Annotated in this window: 21 protein-coding genes; 17 read left to right on the top strand and 4 right to left on the bottom strand. The window is 71.1% G+C overall.

Translation table 11 applies throughout. The features are described from left to right. The first annotated feature begins 79 nt into the window (after positions 1 to 79). From ACFXI4_RS40690 to ACFXI4_RS40625, 14 genes are all read left to right on the top strand, one after another. Positions 80 to 1,279: an MFS transporter gene (locus tag ACFXI4_RS40690; protein ID WP_385001557.1), complete on the top strand. Its 1,200-nt coding sequence runs from the start codon at positions 80 to 82 to the stop codon at positions 1,277 to 1,279. A gap of 6 nt (positions 1,280 to 1,285) precedes the next feature. Beyond that, positions 1,286 to 2,290, top strand: coding sequence for an L-histidine N(alpha)-methyltransferase (gene egtD, locus ACFXI4_RS40685; RefSeq protein WP_385001622.1), 1,005 nt, complete (start codon positions 1,286 to 1,288; stop codon positions 2,288 to 2,290). After that, positions 2,287 to 3,432 (top strand): GNAT family N-acetyltransferase, encoded by a 1,146-nt coding sequence (locus ACFXI4_RS40680; RefSeq protein ID WP_385001554.1) that lies wholly within the window; start codon positions 2,287 to 2,289, stop codon positions 3,430 to 3,432. The genes egtD and ACFXI4_RS40680 overlap by 4 nt, the downstream gene beginning before the upstream one ends. After that, positions 3,422 to 4,720 (top strand): acetyl-CoA carboxylase biotin carboxylase subunit family protein, encoded by a 1,299-nt coding sequence (locus ACFXI4_RS40675; protein WP_385001552.1) that lies wholly within the window; start codon positions 3,422 to 3,424, stop codon positions 4,718 to 4,720. Before ACFXI4_RS40680 ends, ACFXI4_RS40675 begins: the two co-directional genes overlap by 11 nt. Positions 4,721 to 4,758: 38 nt before the next feature. After that, positions 4,759 to 6,096 (top strand): hypothetical protein, encoded by a 1,338-nt coding sequence (locus tag ACFXI4_RS40670; protein WP_385001549.1) that lies wholly within the window; start codon positions 4,759 to 4,761, stop codon positions 6,094 to 6,096. Further along, a complete protein-coding gene (trpA, locus tag ACFXI4_RS40665; protein WP_385001546.1) occupies positions 6,093 to 6,917 on the top strand; it encodes a tryptophan synthase subunit alpha in 825 nt (274 codons plus the stop codon). The genes ACFXI4_RS40670 and trpA overlap by 4 nt, the downstream gene beginning before the upstream one ends. Positions 6,918 to 6,972: 55 nt before the next feature. Beyond that, positions 6,973 to 8,001, top strand: coding sequence for a hypothetical protein (locus tag ACFXI4_RS40660; protein ID WP_385001543.1), 1,029 nt, complete (start codon positions 6,973 to 6,975; stop codon positions 7,999 to 8,001). Next, positions 7,998 to 8,252 (top strand): hypothetical protein, encoded by a 255-nt coding sequence (locus ACFXI4_RS40655; RefSeq protein ID WP_385001540.1) that lies wholly within the window; start codon positions 7,998 to 8,000, stop codon positions 8,250 to 8,252. The genes ACFXI4_RS40660 and ACFXI4_RS40655 overlap by 4 nt, the downstream gene beginning before the upstream one ends. 275 nt (positions 8,253 to 8,527) lie before the next feature. Continuing rightward, positions 8,528 to 9,604: a cytochrome P450 gene (locus tag ACFXI4_RS40650; protein WP_385001537.1), complete on the top strand. Its 1,077-nt coding sequence runs from the start codon at positions 8,528 to 8,530 to the stop codon at positions 9,602 to 9,604. Between the two features lie 94 nt (positions 9,605 to 9,698). Then, on the top strand, positions 9,699 to 10,025 hold the full coding sequence (locus tag ACFXI4_RS40645) for a hypothetical protein (protein WP_385001534.1): 327 nt from the start codon (positions 9,699 to 9,701) through the stop codon (positions 10,023 to 10,025). After that, a complete protein-coding gene (locus ACFXI4_RS40640; protein WP_385001531.1) occupies positions 10,022 to 10,177 on the top strand; it encodes a hypothetical protein in 156 nt (51 codons plus the stop codon). Before ACFXI4_RS40645 ends, ACFXI4_RS40640 begins: the two co-directional genes overlap by 4 nt. 25 nt (positions 10,178 to 10,202) lie before the next feature. Beyond that, the gene (locus ACFXI4_RS40635) at positions 10,203 to 10,442 is read left to right on the top strand and encodes a hypothetical protein (protein ID WP_385001528.1); all 240 of its coding nucleotides are present in this window, start codon (positions 10,203 to 10,205) and stop codon (positions 10,440 to 10,442) included. A gap of 6 nt (positions 10,443 to 10,448) precedes the next feature. Next, positions 10,449 to 10,649, top strand: coding sequence for a hypothetical protein (locus ACFXI4_RS40630; protein WP_385001525.1), 201 nt, complete (start codon positions 10,449 to 10,451; stop codon positions 10,647 to 10,649). Next, positions 10,646 to 11,050: an AAA family ATPase gene (locus tag ACFXI4_RS40625; RefSeq protein ID WP_385001522.1), complete on the top strand. Its 405-nt coding sequence runs from the start codon at positions 10,646 to 10,648 to the stop codon at positions 11,048 to 11,050. The genes ACFXI4_RS40630 and ACFXI4_RS40625 overlap by 4 nt, the downstream gene beginning before the upstream one ends. Here the strand turns inward: ACFXI4_RS40625 and ACFXI4_RS40620 are convergent. Continuing rightward, positions 10,945 to 11,577 (bottom strand): DUF6461 domain-containing protein, encoded by a 633-nt coding sequence (locus ACFXI4_RS40620; RefSeq protein ID WP_385001519.1) that lies wholly within the window; start codon positions 11,575 to 11,577, stop codon positions 10,945 to 10,947. The genes ACFXI4_RS40625 and ACFXI4_RS40620 overlap by 106 nt on opposite strands. Before the next feature lie 249 nt (positions 11,578 to 11,826). Here ACFXI4_RS40620 and ACFXI4_RS40615 point away from each other — a divergent pair, with 249 nt between their 5' ends. From ACFXI4_RS40615 to ACFXI4_RS40605, 3 genes are read left to right on the top strand one after another with little or no spacing between them, the layout of a single operon-like run. Then, positions 11,827 to 12,195 carry a hypothetical protein gene (locus ACFXI4_RS40615; protein WP_385001516.1) on the top strand — a complete coding sequence of 123 codons (369 nt, stop codon included), beginning with the start codon at positions 11,827 to 11,829 and terminating at the stop codon, positions 12,193 to 12,195. Positions 12,196 to 12,204: 9 nt separating this feature from the next. Then, the gene (locus ACFXI4_RS40610; RefSeq protein ID WP_385001513.1) at positions 12,205 to 12,513 is read left to right on the top strand and encodes a hypothetical protein; all 309 of its coding nucleotides are present in this window, start codon (positions 12,205 to 12,207) and stop codon (positions 12,511 to 12,513) included. A 41-nt stretch (positions 12,514 to 12,554) separates the two neighbouring features. Beyond that, positions 12,555 to 12,758 carry a DUF4326 domain-containing protein gene (locus tag ACFXI4_RS40605; RefSeq protein ID WP_385001510.1) on the top strand — a complete coding sequence of 68 codons (204 nt, stop codon included), beginning with the start codon at positions 12,555 to 12,557 and terminating at the stop codon, positions 12,756 to 12,758. Between the two features lie 201 nt (positions 12,759 to 12,959). Here the strand turns inward: ACFXI4_RS40605 and ACFXI4_RS40600 are convergent, their stop codons facing one another. The 3 genes from ACFXI4_RS40600 to ACFXI4_RS40590 form a co-directional block, all read right to left on the bottom strand. Further along, entirely contained in the window at positions 12,960 to 14,288 is a 1,329-nt protein-coding gene (locus ACFXI4_RS40600; protein WP_385001507.1) for a helix-turn-helix domain-containing protein, read from the bottom strand. Continuing rightward, a complete protein-coding gene (locus ACFXI4_RS40595) occupies positions 14,285 to 16,801 on the bottom strand; it encodes a hypothetical protein (protein ID WP_385001504.1) in 2,517 nt (838 codons plus the stop codon). The genes ACFXI4_RS40600 and ACFXI4_RS40595 overlap by 4 nt, the downstream gene beginning before the upstream one ends. Before the next feature lie 427 nt (positions 16,802 to 17,228). Then, on the bottom strand, positions 17,229 to 18,002 hold the full coding sequence (locus ACFXI4_RS40590; RefSeq protein ID WP_385001501.1) for a hypothetical protein: 774 nt from the start codon (positions 18,000 to 18,002) through the stop codon (positions 17,229 to 17,231). Positions 18,003 to 18,418: the final 416 nt, after the last annotated feature.

Genomic DNA, 18,418 nt, shown 5'->3' with positions numbered 1-18,418 from the left:
GCGGCGCTCGGTCTCCTCCCCCTCCGTCAGGTTCTCCTGGAGTGCCACCGTGCCCCGCTTCGCCACGCCCCCACCCCGAATGAGCGCCGTACCGGCCGTCAGTCCGGCCGTCGTCGGCTATCGCGATGTCCTGCGCATGCCGTACGCGGCCCGGCTGCTGGTGTGCACGCTCGTGGGCCGCCTGCCCTCCGGCATGGCCCCGCTCGCCATCCTCCTGATCGGAGCGGGCAGCGGATACGGACCGGCGGCGTTGCTGACGGCCGCCTACCTGCTGGCCACCGCAGCGGGGGGTCCTGTCCTTGGCCGCTCGGTCGACCGGCTGGGGCAGACCCGGGTACTGACGTTGAGTGCTGTGGCGGCCGCCGCCGGCCTCGTGCTGGTTCTGGTCGACGGCGGACAGCTCGCGGGTGCCGTCCTTGCCGGCTGCGCGCGGCCGCCGCTGGATGCGACGCTGCGCGCGCTGTGGCGGCCGCTGCTGCCCGACCGCGAGCACGAGCGGGTCGCCCTCTCCCTGGACGCCTCATCACAAGAGGTGATCTACATAGCGGGTCCGCTGCTGGTGTCCACGCTGGCCTGGACGACGTCCGCCCGGGGCGCACTGATGGCAACCGCCGCGCTCGGCCTGGCGGGCACGCTGCTGGTGGCCACCGCTCCTCCCTCACGACAGTGGATCCCCACACCGCGCGGCACCGTCGGGTTCCTCGGGCCGCTGCGGGTGGCCCGGCTGCGGCGGCTGTACGCGGCGATGGTGTGCGCTGGCGTGCCGATGGGGGCGGTCGTCCCCATCGCGGTCCACACGGCCGACCGCCTGCACGTCCCTGGCCTGTCCGGCGTGCTGCCCGCCGCGGTGTCGGTGGGTGCCATGGCCGGTGGACTCCTGTACGGCGCACGGTCGTGGCCCGGGTCGGTGTCCAGCCAGCTCGTGGCGCTGTGCGCCGCCTGGTCGGTGGGTTGGCTGCCTCTGCTGGCCGCTGACGGCACGGTCGCCGCGGTGGTGGCCTGCCTCGTGCCGGGCCTCGCCATGGCACCCCTGCTGAGTGTCGCCTACGTGATCACCTCGCGGTGCGCGCCGGAGGGGACTGCGACCGAGTCCGGCGCCCTCCTGGTGGCCGCGCTCGACATTGGCTGTGCCGTCGGCACGGCGGCCGCCGGCGGCCCCGGCGGGCCGCTGCTGCTGCCGGTCAGCGGCACGGCCGCGTTCCTCCTGCTCACCGTCGGCCCTGCGCTGGGCCGCCTGCGTCTGCTGCCGGCCGCCTCGGCTCGCCGACGCGCCGCGTGACCCCCCATCTCTCCCCTACGGAGGCCTGTTCCCATGACCACACCCACCCGCACCACCGACCCCGTGCAGCTGGCCGCGCTGCGCGAGGACGTCGTCCGCGGTCTCACCGCGGAGCGCAAGACGCTGCCGCCGAAGTGGCTCTACGACGCCGCCGGGAGCGACCTGTTCCAGGAGATCACTCTCCTGCCGGAGTACTACGCCACCAGGACGGAGCAGTCCCTCCTGGGGGACGTGGCCGGGGAGATCGCCGCGGCCACCTGCGCGCGGACCCTGATCGAGCTGGGTGCGGGTGCGTCGGACAAGGCTGCGGCCCTCCTGGGCGCGCTGGCGGGGACGGTGACGACGTATCAGCCCGTCGACATCAGCGCTCATGCGCTCGCCCTGACCGCTCCGTCCCTCACGGATGCGCACCCTGGGCTGTCGGTCCGGCCGCTGGTCGCCGACATCTCCGCTCCCCTGGACCTCCCCGAGGCGGACGACGGGCCCTGGCTGATCGCGTTCCTCGGCGGCACGCTGGGCAACCTGCTGCCCGCCGAGCGGGCCGCGTTCCTCGGCGGCCTCGGCGCCCAGCTCGAGCCGGAGGACCGGCTGCTTCTCGGCGTCCAGCTGGTCACGGACCCGGCGAGGATGCTCGCGGCGTACGACGACACGGCCGGTGTCACCGCCCAGTTCTCCCGCGGCGTGCTTCACCGGATCAACCGCGAGCTGGGCGCCGACTTCGACCCGGACGCCTTCGAGCACGTCGCCTACTGGGACGCCGAGAACCAGTGGATCGAGATGCGTCTACGCGCCCGCGAAGCGCAGACGGTGACCGTGGCGGATCCCGGGATCCGCGTCCACTTCGCCGCCGGGGAGGACCTGCGCACCGAGGTGTCGGCGAAGTTCACCCTCGACGGACTTGCCAAGGAACTGATGGCCGTCGGCCTGGACCTGGCCGTGGTCTGGAGCGACCCCTCGCACCTGGTCGCCCTGGTGCTGGCCGCCCCCTCGACCTCTCTCCCGGTCTCATGAGCAGCACTTCCCAAATCAGCCGCGCCACCGGCATCGCGTCCACGGCACCGCCCGCGGCACGCACGCCCGGCCGCTTCGTCCGCGGGACCGCGGGCCTCAGCAGGACGACGCCCGTGGCCGTGACCGTCTACGCCCTGGAGGGACCTGCCGCCCTGGCGTGGATGAAGGACCGCTGGCCCGCCCTGTACCGGCACGACGCCGGCGCCACCCCATTCGGGTCGCCGAACTGGCTGCTGGGCTGGGCCGGGCAGCTCCCGCCGACCGCCGTCCCGCTGCTGCTGGTGGCGGCCGACCAGTCCGGGGTCCAGGGGGCCCTGGCCCTGGTCCGCGAGAGCCGTGACGGCCGCAGCATCGTGCGCGCGATGTCCGCGCACTGCGAGTGCATCACCGTGGTCGGGCCCGGCTCACAGGATCCGCGGGTCGCGGAGGCCCTGGCCCGCGAGCTGACACAGCTCACCCAGGACGGCACGTCGGTCACGCTCCCGAACGTGCCGGCCAGGTCGCCGCTGAATCTGGCGATGCGCAGTCAGCCAGGCTGGGCGCACACCGCGTGCAGAGCCGCGGCCGTGGCGCTGCCGCTGACCGTGGCAGTTCTGCCGCGCTCGATCCGGCGTCAGCACGAGCGGCGCGAGCAGGTCCTCAGCGACTGCGGCGCCGCCATCACCTACCGCCGGACGCGCACGCACGGCGACCTGCTTGCCGCACTGCCCGTACTCCAGGCCCTGCACGCCAAGCAACGACAGCTCGCGGCGGAGGACGGCGATCCGTGGGAGGCGGTCCTCCGTCGCCTCGGGGCGGCTGAGGCGTTCATCGCCGAGGTAGCCATGGACGGCGCCGTCATCGCCGCCCAGCTCTGCCTGGTCCGCGGGCGTCACTGCTACTCGGTGCTGCCGGCCATGGACCCCGCCCACAGGGGCCTGGCCCCGGGGCACGCCCTGCTGCGGCGGCTCATCGATGACCTCACGGGCAGCGGCTTTTCCTGGCTCGACCTCGGCCCGACCCGGGAGACGCCGGGTCAGATCGCCTATAAGGCCCAGTACCAGCCGGTCTGGGATGCGGTCGGCATTTTCACCAGTACCTCCCCCCAGTCACCCGGTGGACCCCTCGCCGGCCAGCTCATGGAGACAGCGCATGTCCTCTGACGCCCGCACCACTGCATCGACGCCCTACGCGGCGCCCCGCCCGCTACTCGTCCTCGGGTCGGGTTCGCAGCCCTACCGCCAGCATTCGCTGAGCAGGCTCGCCGCCCGGCACCCGCTCGTGCTCGCCGACCCGGAGCCGCCCCAGTGGACCCGGCCCTACGTGCGTCACCAACTGCTGGTCGACCTCACCGACACCGAGGGCACCGCGGCCGCCGTCAAGGACTTCACCGAGCAGATGCCGATAGCCGGCGTCTGCACCTACCTGGAGCACCACGTCGAGCTGGCCACCCAGTTGGCCGCCCAGGCCGGGCTGCCCGGCACGTCCCCGGCCTCCGTGGCGGCGTGCCGCGACAAGGCTGCCACCCGCCGGCACCTCGCCGAGCACGGTGTGCCCTCCGCCCGGTCCGTGCCGGTCACCGACGAGGACGACGCGGTCGCGCAGGCCCGGCTGATCGGCTACCCGGTCGTCATCAAACCGCGGGCGATGGCAGGCAGTGCCGGCGTGCTGCGGGCCGACCACGACGGCGAGGTCCGCGCCGCCTTCCCCGCGGCGAGCCGGGAGACGGTCCTCGGCCTGGACGCGTACGCGCCGGTGAGCGGTGTCCTGGTCGAGGAATACCTGGACGGGCCGGAGATCAGCGCCGAGACGGTCGTCGAGAACGACCAGGTGCACATCGTCGCCGTCACCCGCAAGCGCTTGGGCGCCGAGCCGCGGTTCCTGGAGACCGGCCACACGGTCGACGCCCGCGACCCCCTCCTCGCCGACGACGCGGTACGGCAGACGGTCACTCACGCCGTACGGGCGCTGAGCATCACCCGCGGGGTGCTGCACGTCGAACTGCGGCTGACCGAGCGGGGGCCCGTCCTGATCGAAGTCAACGCCCGGCCGGCAGGTGACCTCATTCCGGTGCTGGTCGAGCTGGCCACGGGCGTCGACCTGATGGCGGCCGTCGCGGCGCTGGCCACCGGCAGCACCCCGGACCTGACCCCCACCCAGCAGCAGGTTGCCGCCGTCGAGTTCTACTACCCGGCCTTCTCCGGCCGTGTGGCGCCGGTCGGTCCGCTGACGTCCCTTCGTGCCCGGCCGTGGCTGGAGCGGCTGGTGTGGACGCGGCACTTCGGTGAGCTCGTCTCCGCCGCCCCGCGAGCCACCATAGACGACCGGCTCGGCCACTGGGTGGTCACCGGGTACTCCGCCGACGAATGCCAGCAGCGGATCACCGAGGTCCTGATGGAACTCCCCCCGCTCACCGGTCCGGCAGGACACACCACCACCTGCGCCCGCTGATCTGTCCCGCCCACCACCCCCTCGCCTGGGAGTCCTGTATGACCATCACCACGGCCGCCGTCGCCGCCCGTAGCCGCGCCGGGGCCCTCGCAGGCACCGCAGCGGTCGTCGCCCCCGACGACAGCGCATGCGCATACCTGGAGGCCTTCGCCCGGCACGGGTGGCGGACGCTGGCCGTGACGTCCGAGGCCGGTCAGCGGCCACTCGCCTACCGGAGCGAGCCGCTGCCCGCCTGCTACGGCACGACGGTCGTGCACCGCGGGCTGCGGCAGACGGTTAAGACTCTGCGGGCGATGGGCGTCACCGCTGTCCTGCCGGGCAGCGCGGAGGGCATCGAGCTGGCTGAGCGGATCTCCTGGCACCTGCACCTGCCCGGAGGCGACCCGGCGTCCTCGCCGCTGCGGCGCGACCGCGGCATGCAGGCCTCCGCCCTCGTCCGGCACGGCCTGTCCGCACCCCGCAGCGTCCGCACCGCGAGCCTGTCCGACGCGCTGGACTGGGCGGCCGCCAATCCGCTGCCCGGCTACCTGCTCGCGCCGGCCGCGACCGGCGTCCCCGTCGATGCCGTGGCCTGCGCCACCGGTCAGCACATCAGCCTGGCCTGGCCCGCCATGCGGCGCCTGGCCGCCATCTACTCCGGCGACCAGAGCCTGTGCCTGACCGAGTCGCTGCCCGCACGCCAGTACCTGGTCACCAGCACGAGCCGTCCCGGCCCCGACCAGCGGCCCGAGCACAGCGTCTACGACGTGTGGGCCGAAGTCCGCAGCGCCGACGGGCAGATGGACCGTGCCGACCTGCTCGACGCCGGCACTCTGCTGACCCGGGCGCTGTCGCTGGCCACCGTGCGGGCCCTGGACGTCCTGGGCGTCGTGCACGGTCCCGTCACCACACGCCTGGCCTACCGCGCCGGGGAGGACGAGGACACCAACAGCGGACCGATGGTGATCGCGGCCCTCGCGGCACCCGCCGCCACCCCGGCCGACACCGTGCTGCGGACGTCGACCGGCCGGGACCGCACCGCCGACGTCCTGGACGCCTGGATCCCGCCCGCCGCCGGCCAACTGGTCCCCGCCGCGAGCAGGCCCCGGACGCACGTCACCCGCGTCCACCTGTCCCTCCCGGACACCGGCCTGCCCGGCTGGCTGGAGGAGGTGCTGCACCGCCTGCCCACCGCGGCCGCCGTGCACGAGTACGCTCCGCCGTCGCCGTCCGCCGCCGCACCCCTCTCCGCCGAAGTCGTCCTCGCCAGCACCGACCCCACCGCCATCGAGGACGACTACCAGGTCATCAGGGCGCTGGAGAGCAGCGGCCCCGCGCTCCGGCTCCGGCCCAACCGCACACCCCCCACATCCGCAGCCCGCGAAGGACGATCATGATCGCGTCACCGGCGGCCCTCCGCCTGGACCATGCCCTCGCCGCCAGCCACGCCCAGGGACGCGCAGCACTCGGCGTATACCTGCCGGTCGGCTACCCCGACCGGCACACCAGCCGGGACGCCCTGCACCTGCTGACACAGAGCGCCGACATCCTCGAACTCGGTCTTCCGCACACCAACGCCCACCTGGACGGGCCGATCGTGCGGCAGGCCGCCGCGCAGGCCCTGGACGGCGGCTTCGTGATGCGCGACCTGTTCGACACCGCGGTGGAACTCGCCGCTGCCACCACCACGCCGCTCGTCGTCATGAGCTACTGGGAGCCGATCGCCCACTACGGCAGCGCCCGGTTCGCTCACGACCTGGTGGCCTCAGGCGCCGGCAGCGTACTCATCCCCGACCTGCCGGAGTCCGCGGCCGCCGACTGGCGCCGCATCAGCCGCGAGGCGGGCCTCCACACCGTCACCCTGATCCCGCCGCACGCCTCCGACGCCCACCTCGCGGCGATCGGTCAGGCCACCAGCGGCATGGTCTACGCCCCCGCCACCCCCGGCCTGACCGGGGCCCGCCGCCCGCTCAGCCCCTACCTGCCGCGCCTGGTCCGGCGCCTGCGCACCGCCACCGGCCAGCCCGTCGCGGTCGGCATCGGCATCAGCAGCCCCGAGCAGGCCGCGCAGGCGTCCGCGTACGCGGACGCCGTGATCGTCGGCTCGGCCGTCATCCGTTGTATGCAGACCCAGCCCCGCAGCGCCGCCGTCGCCGCGGCCCAGGCAGGCTGCGACTTCGCCGCGGGCGTCCGCCGAGCCCAACGAACCACGGCGTGATCCGGATCCACCAACTCGCCCCCCACTCACCGAACACCCATGGAGGAACGCCCCCATGTCTCCCGCAGCCCGGACCCCTCACCGGCTCTCGCCGGCGGTCCTCGCCATCGCGCTGACCACTGCGCTCACCCTCACCGCATGCAGCGGCCCGGACGACGACACCCACAGCAGCGCGGGCGCCGCGTCGCACGCCAGCCCGTCCGCGCAGGGCGTGATCGGCCTGAAATCCGCGAAGGCCGTGGTGGACGCCTACGAGAAGACCAACATCCGTGCCAATGCGACGCAGAACGCTTCTCTGCTGGCAACGGTGGAGGCCGGGACCGCCTACGTGCAGGACCGGGCCCACTACGAGCAGTGGAAAACCTGGTCGGCGAAGGACCGGAAGGTCTACGCCTCGCCCTTCCACTACACCCACCGCAGCTACCTCATACCGAAATCCGGCGCCGACGCTGGCAACTGGTTCGCCATGACCGCCACCACGTCCGACCCTTCCCACGAGCGGGGCCTGTTCGTCTTCGACAAGCGCGACGGCCAGTACAAGCTGGTCGCAGCCATCTGGGCCGCCCACAAGCTCCCGATCCCCGACATCGCCATCGACAGCCACGGGCTCGCCACCGCGGTCGACCCCGCCACCAAAATCGGCACGCTCTCGCCGAACGCCGTCGGCGATGCCGTCACCGATCTCGACGTCTCCGGCGGCAAGCGTGAGGGCACCCACCTGACGTCCACACCGGCCAGCAGGCAGGCGATCAAGGAGTACACGGACCGCAACGCGGGCACCGAAGGCAGCTGGCGAACCGCCAACTACTTCCCGATCAAGATCGCCTACCCGCAGGTGTACGCACTGCGCACCACCGACGGCGGGGTCCTCGTTCTCGCCCCGCACGCCTTCAAGATCGAGTACCTGCACAAGCAGTTCATGTACGGCGGCACGATCATCCCCGGCAAGCAGGAGGCGATCTACAACCCCGCCCACCGGCCCGTCATCACCGACGACTACCAGGGCCAGGCACTGGTCGCGCTCCCCACCACGGGCCGGGCCCGGCTGATCACCCGCGACGTCCGGATGGTCGACTCGCGATGACCGACGACGGGTACGAGCCGCCCGACTACACGTTCCCCGACTGGTACCTGGGGAAGGAACCCGCCGCCGTGGAGGCCGCAGACGGGCCGATCGCCTGGTACTCCGTGCACAATCCCGCAGGCCCAGCCCCCTCCACAGATCCCCCGCTACGGCAGCCGTCCGCCCGCAGTCGCCTGCTGCGCCGCCCCTGGAGGTACGCCGTGCTCGCCCTGCTGATCGCGCTCGTCTGTCTCTGCGTCATCGCGGTCTAGCGGGCCCGCGTCCTCACCGGGCGCCCGGGCCGCCGGGGGGCGTCTGCCCCGCATCTCTTCCACAACGTCACCCCCCACAGCCCACTCAAGAAAGTGATCAACACATGACCCTTCAGGCCGACGCCCCTCGCTGCCCGTACCACTTGGACCCGACCGGGTCCGCCCTCCAGCGCGAAGCCTCCGCCCTCCGTGCAGACGGCCCGGCCGCCCGGATTGTTCTGCCCGGCGGATACCCGGCATGGGCCGTCACTGACCCCGGCCTCATCCGCAGGATCATGGTCCACCCCGACGTGTCAAAAGACGCCACCAAGCACTGGCCCCCGTACATCGCCGGCGAGGTCCCCGCCGACTGGCCGCAGCGGATTTGGCTCGACGTCCGCAACGCCCTGACCGCCTCCGGCCGGGAGCACCAGCGGCTCCGCCGTCCCCTCGCCCGGGCGTTCAGCCCCCGCAGAGTTCGAGCGCTCGTCCCCCAGATCGAGGCCATCGCCACGCAGCTCCTGGACGAACTCCAGCCGTTCAGCACCGAGGAGATCGACCTGCGCGCCCGCTACGCCTGGCGGCTGCCACTGCTGGTCATCGGCTGCCTGTTCGAAACCCCGGACCACCTGGCTGACGAACTGCACGACTCGGCGACCGCCCTGTTCACGACGAACCTTGAGCCCGATGCGGCCGTTGCAGCCTGGGGGCGGCTGTACGCCCTCATCGCCTCGCTGATTGACCACAAAATCGCCCACCCTTCCGACGACCTCAGCACCGACCTGGTGGCGGCGCACCTGGCGGGCGACCTCACGGCGAAGGAACTGGCGGACTCCTTCGTTCTCCTCATCAGCGCCGGGCACGAGACGACCGTCAACCTGTTGGACCATGCGATCGTCAACCTCGCTACCCATCGCGACCAGCTCGCGCTCATCACCAGCGGCCGCGTGTCGTGGGATGCGGCAGTGGAAGAGTCCCTGCGCCACGAGCCGCCCATCGCGAATCTCATCTTGCGCTTCGCGGCCGCCGACATTGCCGACGAGCGCACCGGGCAGCGCTTCAACCAAGGTGACGCCATCGTGGTCAATTTCGCCGCCGCCGGCCGTGCCCCGCACGTCCACGGCCCCGATGCCGAAGACTTCAACGTCGCACGGACGACCAGCAGCAACCATCTCTCCTTCGGGTATGGAGCACACCTGTGCCTGGGGTCCGAACTCGCCCGCGCCGAAGCCCGAATCGGCCTGCGGCTGCTGTTCGAACGGTTCCCTGACCTACGGCTGACCGTCGACTTCGACCAGCTCCAGCCTGTGCCCAGCTACATCTCGAACGGCCACCAACACCTGCCGACCTTGCTCAGCCCGAACAGTCGGTGACCTCTCGCACCACAGGGCCCTCCACCCTCATATCCACCTCGTGCTCCCGCTGCAATTGGGCAGCGGGAGCGGACGGAAAAGACGCACTGCGCGGGTGGGACCCCTGCGCACCGCCGAGCGCCACCGCGCCGAGGCCGCCGCATGGGTCGCCGCGGTCCGCACCTGTCTGGTCAAGGTCGCCGTCCGTGAGAACCGGTACGGCCGGGTCCGTGGCGGTGCCCGTGAGCGCCTGCGGCACGTCGTTCCGCTCGGCGAGGTCTTCTCCGGGCGCCGCCGGCGCCACCTGGCGGACCGCGCCCTTTGTGAGACGCCCGGCCGCGCCAAGCCTCTCGCGTTAGACGAGGACCCGATCGACGCTCCGGCGACGTGCCAGCGCTGCCTGGCCTACGTCTCCCAGATCCGTACGGCGGTAGCAGCGTGACCCGTCCGGTACAGCCCGAGTGCACGGGCTGCGGGATGACGGACGTCAACTTCGTCTGGGCGGCCATCGCCGGGTGGCGCCTGGTGCTCGGGCGTCTCCGCTGCCGCCGCTGCGCGAGCGGCTTCCCCACCTGGATGCACCGGTCCTTCTGACAAACTCCTCCTGAAAGGAACGAACATGACGTTATCGACTGGCGCGTTGAACACGGCGGTCATGCTGTGGAAGCGCCTCACCGAGGATCAGCCCGCCGTGGCCGCCGCGCTCGCCATGCAGGTGCGTGCTCTGCCCGAGGACTGGTCCCAGCGCGTTCTCGGCGTGGCCCGGCCGCACGCCGCGCTGGAACTGCCCACCAGCGGCGACGTACCCATGGAGATCGAGGCGTACGACGCCGCCGACTGGGAGAACTGCCCGGCCTGAGCCGAAGTGGCGGACCAGCTCTGCCGCTACCACGAGGGCTACGCCACCGGCTACGAGGCGCTGAACCAGCCGCTCACAGAGGCCTCCCGCGTCGACCCGAAGGTGACCGTCGCGGACGCCCTGCGGCGGCTGTCCGAGGCGGACGAGGCCGCCGCGCGCGGGGAACTCGCCGCCGCCGTGGAGCGGCTGACCGAAGGACAGGGATGACGGCGCCCGCGGGCTTCCTGGTCGTCCCGGCCCTCGACCTGGCCCCCGGCACACTGCTGGTTGCGGTCGGCCCCGGGGCCTCGGGCAAGTCGACGTACGCGGCCACCGCGGCGGTCGACGTCGTCATCTGCCTCGACTCCCTGCGGCGCGAGATCGGGGGCGCCGAGGGTGACCAGTCCGTCATCCCGGCCGCCGTGGAGCGGCAGAACGCCCTCCTGGAGCAGCACCTGAGCGCCGGGGCGACGGTCTTCCTCGACGCCACTTCCCTGATGCGTGAGTGTGTTCAAGCTGCGGGTCATGCCGGTTCCAGCAAAACGGCTGGCAGCGTTCCGTTGACGATCGGGTCCCTCGGCAGTGTGAGCCCGAAGAACTCCTCGACAACACCCAGCGCGGCGCGGTGAACCTCCCGTCGGTTCCGCTCCGGGTCCGGGAGGCCGGCGGCCGTGAGCCGCTCCTGCAGTGGAGCGGCTGTAGCGGGGTCGCCTTCGACCTTTTCGTAGCCCCATGACCTGGCCAGGTGCAGGTTGAAGGCGGCCAGCAGCTGGCCATCGTGGAAGTAGGCGAACTGGGGCGGCACTGGCTTGCCGTTCTCCTCTTCGTACTCCAGGAGGCAGACATCCGCGCCGCCGAGTGAGACCGGTGTCAACGGTCCGAACTCGGCCTGCCAGCCGCCGTACGCAACCGCGTATGTCCAGTCCCCCGCAGAGCCGAGGCGTAACCCGACGTCGTCGTAGTCGTCCATGAGCTCCAGGAGCGAAGCTCCCGTGTGGTCCCCGACCGGCACGGCGATGTGCTCCGTGTTGTACCGCAGGGCCGCGGCAAGACGCTTGGCGAGTTCCTGTGGGAAGAGCCTGCGGGCGAGGACCACGTGGTAGCCCCCGAAAGCGATGGATTGTCGATCAGCGAGCCAGGTTGTTCCTTCTGTCATGGCCGTCATCCTGCCCGGCGCCTGTGACAACGCTTGCCGCGAGACTGTGGTGTTCAGTGCAGCGGCGGTCCTGGAGTTGGTATCGCTGCGTTGTCAGCACTCGCACACATCGTTCTCGCGCCGCACCGGGCGACCTCGCCATTGAGCAACAAACGTTCCCGACGCTCCCCTGCAAAGCCACCCGTCTCAAGGGCCCCTGAATCAGACCAAGAACCTGAACATAAGAGCTCGACAGGGAACAGCACGAACGTGGAGCCCCGCGTGCGGGCCGAACTCGTGCAGCGGGCCCGCCGGCACGGTCGTCCCGTCGTCGCCTTGCGCTTCCTGCCCAACCTCGACACCTGCCTGACCCGCAACGGGCAGCGGCCGCCCAACCGGCAGGTACCGCCGGACACGCTGCGCTGGCAGCACCAACTCGCGCGAGAGGCCACCCCGGACGTCCTGCTCCGGGAGGGCGTCACCGCCGTGCATCAGGTCCACCCCACCTCGACAGGAGTCCCCGTGTCCAACGACGTCATTGCCCCTGAGCGGATCGCCGAGGCCGTTGCCGTGCTGCGCAAGGCGCAGGAAGGCGACGAGGAGGCACGCCGAGACCTCGCCGAGTTCTTCCCGGAGTAGGAAGGGCTGGTGATGCAGACCGATCACGCCCGCTACCTCGAACTCGCCGCCCGTGCTGGGCTGGTGGCCACCCACCTCCTGCTCCTCCAGAGCGGCGGGGCGTGGCTGGCCTCGGTCGACACCTACACCTCCGACCTCGCCCTGCCGGTCGCGTCCGTGGCCCTCGGCGACTACGGCAGCAGGACCGAGGCGGTCCGGGAGACGGTGCGCGCTGCGACGGACAACGGATGGACGCTGGCCCCCGAGCAGCAGTGGGCCGACTTCGACTGCGGCGACGGGGAGATCCACATTCCGATCCACGCGCGGCCGACGCACTGACCAACCAATCCCGCCTCTGACCAGCGAAAGAAGCGTATCCGATGCGTACCTGCACCCGTATCCAGCGCCGCCGAGACCGCGGTTGGAGCAAGCCCGAGCGGTGCATGATCGTGGACCGCACCTCCCACTTCGGCAACCCGTTCACCATCGCGGGCGCCATGGACATCGGCTACAAGGAGCCGGAGGCCCGCGCGACGGTGATTGCCCAGTTCAGCCCGTGGCTGCGAGGCAGCCGCGCCAACTGAACCGCCGACGAGAGCAACCAGCGCCGGGAGAAGATCCTCGCCCGGCTGCCGGAACTGCGCGGCATGGACCTAGCCTGCCCGTGCGAGCCCGGCGAGCCGTACCGGCTTCCCGTTGTCGGTCCTCGGCTCCGGTGAGGGCCGCACCGCCGCGCGAACACGATCGAGTGGCGCTGAGCCCCGTGCGGGGCCCTGCTGACGGGGTCATCCGCACGCCGCCTCGGGTGATTTGTCGTCGGGCCAGGTCGGGCGGAACGGGTCGTCGATGATCCACCCCCGCCATGCGGTGTCGCGGAGCTCGCCCGTGCTCTCGTCGACCACGCCTTCGGGCACCAGCCGTAGCCGGGCAGGCCTGCGACGCCCGACCGCGTGCTGCGCGCGTTCGGTGAGCCACTGCCGGTAGAAGCGCCGCTGGTCGCCGTGCCGTTTTCGGCGCTGCTCCCCCAGGCCGGCGGTACCTCGGGCGAGGGCGACGTGCTCGAGCTGGTCGGGGTCGGGGCGAAGGCCCTCGTCGCCGGCCAGGTGGCGGGGCAGGTAGACCAGGCCGTCGACTTCCTCGGCGAGACCGTCTTCGGCGAGCTTGTGCATGCGGCGGCGCACCGTGGTGCGGTGCAGGCCGGTCGCCGCGGCCAAGCGCGCGACCTCGGCTCCGTCGAGCGGGTCGAGGGCGGCGAGGATCCGGGCACCGGACGTGCCGTGGGCGTAGTGGTGACATGCGTCGGTACCCATCACGGCGCCCAGCGCGCGGGTGCTCACCTCCCGGCTCGTGTGCATGTCCGGGACACCCTCTGCCCCCCTCTCCCCCGAGGCTGGACGGTGTCCCGGGCGCGCACACGATTCCTGATCTTCAGCGTCTGCCGGGGGGATGCGCAGGGACCAGGTCGAGCTGTGCTCCCCGGTGCCGGCCGCGACCAGGATCAGCCACCGGGCCGCACGCAGGCGGGCGTTGCTCGCTTCCGCGGTCGAGCGGGCGCAGCCCATCAGCTCGGCCAGCTGCCGTACTGAGACCTCGTGCTCGAGTCCGCCAGCCTGTTCGGCCAGCTGCAGCCGCGCAGTGAGGTTCTTGAGGTCGGTGCCGCCGCCGGGCCCCGGCCACACGACGGCTTCCACGGCGGCCCGCAGGCGGGCGATCGCCACCACGGCATCGGCCCGGCACACGATCGTGCCCGAAGTGCCCACGAACGCGCGTGCCTTGTCGAGCATTCCGGCGAGCTTGCCCTCGGCGTAGCGCTCCCCCTTGCGCGAGCGCAGCGACCGTGCCCAGGCGCCACCTGCCGTCGGGCGCAGCACCAGGGCCTCCCACAACTGCGCGAGGGTCCACTCCCGGCCGGGCTGGGAGACCGCGACCGCTAGGGCCATCGTCAGCCGGTAGCCGGAATCGGCGGCCGTCCTGCCCGCGTACCGGTGTTCGGTGTCGCCCTCCAGCAGCAGCCGGCGCGCCCGCCCCGACAGACCCGGCAGCCCTTGCACCCATTCAGTCAACGAGGGCCGCCGCACCGGCCGGTGCGGGACGCGGCGTACGGGACGGTTCATGCGCCCACCCCCGCCAGCGCCTCGCTGTCACTTGCCGGCGAGCCCGGCGAGGTTGGAGGCCGTCGTACGGACATGGCGCGCTCCGGCGGCGCGGGGCGGATCAGGCTTCGGACCACAGAGGCCGCCTGCGCGTACCCGTCCGGTTCGGCATCCGCCTCGGTCGTGGGCCGGGCGGCCCGCAACGTACGCAGCCGGTCGTTCAGGAGCGCGTGCGCCGTGTTGAACCGTGCCGTCTGGGCGGCCTCTTCAGCGGCCTCGCGGGCCTCGTCGAGGCTGTCGTGGAGGTGGCTGCGCCGCATCTCGGTGGCGAAGACCTTCTCGAACTCGGCCTGGGCCGACGGCTGGTAGGCGAAGTGGTTCACGGCCCGGCGCTGCAGCGCACCCAGCTGGAGTTCCGCGGCCAGCCTCGCGGCGAGCGCCACCGACTCGGCGAACACGCCACCGCCCGCAGTCAGCAGGTCCGTCACCGCCTGGTCGACCGCGCCACGCATGTCCCGCTCGGTCCTGCCAACGGCATCAAGCCGGTACGCGTCGCCGCCCATGCCCCAGGTGGCCACCGCCACGTCGACGGCCTCGGCCACCAGTTCCTCGACGCGGCGCTCGTCGCGGCACCGGCCGCACAGACCGGCTGTCTCCGGCTTCCCGCACACCGTGCAGGCCAGCGCCCGCCGGGCGGCCTCCTGGGCTGCACGCTGGGCCCGCTGCTCGGCCCACACCTGCTCACGGGCGTGCCGCTGGCGGAGTGCGTCCTCGCGGCGCACCGCCGCGGCGGCGGCCTCCCGCTGCCAGCACGCGTTCAGCTCCGCCTCGAACACCGGCCGGTCAACCCGGCCTCCGGCCAGAGCGTTTGTCGCCTTGGCGAAGGCGCGGGACCGCAGCGCCCGTCCGTCCAGGACCAGCATCTGGCAAGCGGCGCAGTCGGCCCGGGTGTCCATCCGCCGTCCGTCGTCGCACCGGCTGTCAGGGCACAACGCCCGGCGCGGCAGAGCACGGCCGAGCAGCCAGCCCACCGGGTCGGTGACCGGCACTGTCCCCTGCTCGGTCAACCGGCGCTTGAGCCGCTCCCGCAGGACGCGCTCGGCATCCACCCCCGGACCGCACGCCCCCGAGATCTCGCCCAGCCGCGCCCGCACCACCTTCGTGACGTACTGCCTGGTCGTCAGCCGGTCCAGCCGGCCCCACACCATGGCCACCGGCTCCAGCACACGCTCCAGCCCTTTGGGCACCTGAGCCCACACCGGCGGCGGCCCCCCCGACGCTGACCGCCACGCCTGCAGCGTCGACACCGAGGCCGACGAACCCGACTCCCCCTCCGCCAGCAGCAGATCAGGCTTGTCCCCGCGAAGCGGGCCAGCCCCGCCATCGACGACCGTCACGGCACCGTGGAGACCATCCTCCAGCGCCGGGGAGTTCCCGCCCTCACACGCGCGTACCGGCTGACGGCAGTACCCCGACGCGGCTTCGCCGGAAAACCCGAGACCTCCAGCACCCTCACCACGTACATCAGCCACAACAGCGTGGTCGGCGTGAGGGTCTGCAGCAGCGCAACTCGCCTCGAACGTCTCAAAGACGGCCTGACCTGCGAAAAGATCGCTACCAGCGTCGTAGAGATCCCTGGGTGCAGTTCCGGAACCCTCCTCGACGCCTCCAAGGTCATCCCACGACAGCTGCCGCCACCCATCCCCGTCCACCACAAGCACGTCGGCCTCTTCATGCCCGGCACACCGAACGCAGCGCGACGCATCACCGGCAGACGCCGGATCAGCAGATGCAGAACTCTCGAGCTCGGCAGCGTCCGGCACCGCGGCCGCGGACCCATGCGCGGCCGCTACCGCCGGCACCACGAGTCGACCCGGCGCGACCATCACCGCTTCCACTGCCACGAGCCGACCCAGCACCCTCGCGGCTACCGGCACACGACACCCCAGCATCCGCGCCAGCGTCACCGCCGCCCGGCCATGACGAGCCACCGTCTTCGCCAACGGACCACCGACCAACGGCACCCGCCCGTCCGGCCGTGCATGCAGGGCGAGCAGAACCAGAGCCAGCCGATCCGACGCCGCGCCCCTCCCCCGCCGCCCCTTCTTCACCAGCAGGCCCGGGGGCGTGGCGCACTGCTCACCCCACCCCGGAGCGAACAACTCCTCCAAGAATCGCAGGAGCGTCGCCAGCTCGGCCTTCGACAACGCCAAAGGTGCGCCGACGTCGTTTCGGGCCTCCCACAGAGCTTCCACCCGATACTCGACACCGGTCGGCAGACCGTCGCCGCCCCGCAGCACACGTGCAGCGACGGCATCAACGTCACGGAGAACGTTGAGTACTTCGTGGTCGACGGTCGACTCCGACACCCCGAGCCAACGACCCAGCTCCCTGGCCGTGATCTCAACCCGGCAGCTGCCATGGCTGGCCTTCGCCATCAGCACGAGGGTGCCGAGACGCACAACATCCTTGCGGCCGGCGAGCCTGGGATCGGCAAGCAGGGCGCGGACGGCCGTCAACAGCCGGAACCCCATGCCGCGCCCCAGCTGAAGGGCCAGAGTCGGTCGGTCGGCCAGGTATGGAGAGGTTGACGAGACGCCATACGAGGGCGCTCGCCCTGGAATTTTCGACTTCTTGGGTAGGCTTCCGCCTGCTTCAGGCATGACTGAGCCGACCCTCGTACGGGTAGGTATGATCTGCTCCAGTCGAGGAGGTACAAGGACGTCCGTCATCGCCACCCGGCGCGCTAGGCCGTAGCAGAACAGCCGGGCATGCGACGTGATTCAGCTAGGGATGTCGGTTGTGCCTCACCTCCTCGACAACAGCAGTGGCCCGGGACCGCAGATCCCGGGCCGTCCTGCTACATGAGCCCCCGCAGGGCGTTTCTCAGTGGAGCGTGCCGGAAGCCAATGCTTCGCGGTCGACTCCGGCTGCTGGCCTCTCGGCGGAATGCCCGGCGAGTCACTTTGTTTCCCGGTCAGGACGCCGGCCAAAGTGCTTGAGCTGGGGTCCGTACTCGTTGCGAAGGCTTATGTCGTCCACCGGACGACGAATGAGTCCGCCGTCCGGAAGGCCATAGAGCTCGGACCAACGAGACTGTGCACCCTTTGTTTGGTGCTCGATGATTCGGATCGCTGAGCCACGGTGCTGCGATGACACTTGCTGCTGCACCTTCTGGTACGTGGCGTCGTTGAGTGCGATGCTTGATGTCGCAAACACCGTGACCTGTTGGGGAATGGTGCTGAAGCCCAGGACAGCGATCTCCGTGTCTTGGACAGTGATCGTGGTGTCCAAGATCTTGCGCGGCCAGTGGAAGATAGTTTCGAGGTTCGGTGGAAGTTCAGCGATCCATTCGCCGATTGGGACTGCGACGAAGTTCGACCGCTGGTGCGCGAGGACAAATCCCGTGTGGGCACCGAAATCGTTGGTTACCTCAACACCCTCAGGGGTAATCCACAGGATTGAGTCCATCTTGGTGGCTGGGTCACGTGCTGCATCTCGCGCCGCGTTGACCGCAAGCGACACCCAGGGCTCCATCGCCCGAGCCTCGCTTCGAGAGCGCTTCTTGCCCGGCCAGACGAGCTGATCCACAAAGGCGAACACGCGTACGACAATGACGTCTTCCCCGTCGAGCGCACTTGCGTTCACGAGACCGAGCTGGGCGGCCTTGGTAACCCAGGAGCGGTTGACGTTGGCCGTGCTCGCGAGAACGGCCGGCTGCACGTAGGCGGACAAGGCGTCTCCAGTGTGTGTCCTTCAGGCTGTGGATCACCGTAGCGCATTGCGGCCCGTTCTCGTGTCACGACGCGACACGCGCTTCCCTCGATTCTTCGCCCCCGCCTGGGAGTTCGTCCGAGTTGTCCGGTTATACCGAGCTGTTTGCGTGTCGCGTCGCGTCATAGTCGAGGCACTCAAGAGGGCCGAACGATACGAACATAGGAGCGCACCTAGATCCCTACGGACATCGCTACAGGCATCCCTACAGGCATCCCTACAGAACTACTGATGTGACTACGAAGGCGCATTCTCAACGGCACGCCGATTGTCGCTGCTCATGGAAGGGCAGGCAGAAGTGCGGAGGCGCCGACCACATCGCTGTGGGGGGGGGCGCCCCGGAAAAACAGGGGGGGGGGGGGCCCAAAAAACGAGCG

Origin of the sequence: Streptomyces sp. NPDC059224, assembly GCF_042754285.1 — a bacterium.
Classification (GTDB): domain Bacteria; phylum Actinomycetota; class Actinomycetes; order Streptomycetales; family Streptomycetaceae; genus Streptomyces.
The sequence above is the reverse complement of the archived record's forward strand: the minus strand, read 5'-3'. Positions and strand labels throughout refer to the sequence as shown.

Coding starts and splice junctions, on each gene's coding strand:
- ACFXI4_RS40620 (WP_385001519.1), bottom strand. CDS start 11,577: ATGACAGAAGGAACAACCTGGCTCGCTGATCGACAATCCATCGCTTTC.
- ACFXI4_RS40670 (WP_385001549.1), top strand. CDS start 4,759: ATGACCATCACCACGGCCGCCGTCGCCGCCCGTAGCCGCGCCGGGGCC.
- ACFXI4_RS40635 (WP_385001528.1), top strand. CDS start 10,203: ATGACGTTATCGACTGGCGCGTTGAACACGGCGGTCATGCTGTGGAAG.
- ACFXI4_RS40600 (WP_385001507.1), bottom strand. CDS start 14,288: ATGAACCGTCCCGTACGCCGCGTCCCGCACCGGCCGGTGCGGCGGCCC.
- ACFXI4_RS40655 (WP_385001540.1), top strand. CDS start 7,998: ATGACCGACGACGGGTACGAGCCGCCCGACTACACGTTCCCCGACTGG.
- ACFXI4_RS40690 (WP_385001557.1), top strand. CDS start 80: ATGAGCGCCGTACCGGCCGTCAGTCCGGCCGTCGTCGGCTATCGCGAT.
- ACFXI4_RS40595 (WP_385001504.1), bottom strand. CDS start 16,801: ATGGGGTTCCGGCTGTTGACGGCCGTCCGCGCCCTGCTTGCCGATCCC.
- trpA (WP_385001546.1), top strand. CDS start 6,093: ATGATCGCGTCACCGGCGGCCCTCCGCCTGGACCATGCCCTCGCCGCC.
- ACFXI4_RS40660 (WP_385001543.1), top strand. CDS start 6,973: ATGTCTCCCGCAGCCCGGACCCCTCACCGGCTCTCGCCGGCGGTCCTC.
- ACFXI4_RS40625 (WP_385001522.1), top strand. CDS start 10,646: ATGACGGCGCCCGCGGGCTTCCTGGTCGTCCCGGCCCTCGACCTGGCC.
- ACFXI4_RS40650 (WP_385001537.1), top strand. CDS start 8,528: ATGGTCCACCCCGACGTGTCAAAAGACGCCACCAAGCACTGGCCCCCG.
- ACFXI4_RS40680 (WP_385001554.1), top strand. CDS start 2,287: ATGAGCAGCACTTCCCAAATCAGCCGCGCCACCGGCATCGCGTCCACG.
- ACFXI4_RS40605 (WP_385001510.1), top strand. CDS start 12,555: ATGCGTACCTGCACCCGTATCCAGCGCCGCCGAGACCGCGGTTGGAGC.
- ACFXI4_RS40675 (WP_385001552.1), top strand. CDS start 3,422: ATGTCCTCTGACGCCCGCACCACTGCATCGACGCCCTACGCGGCGCCC.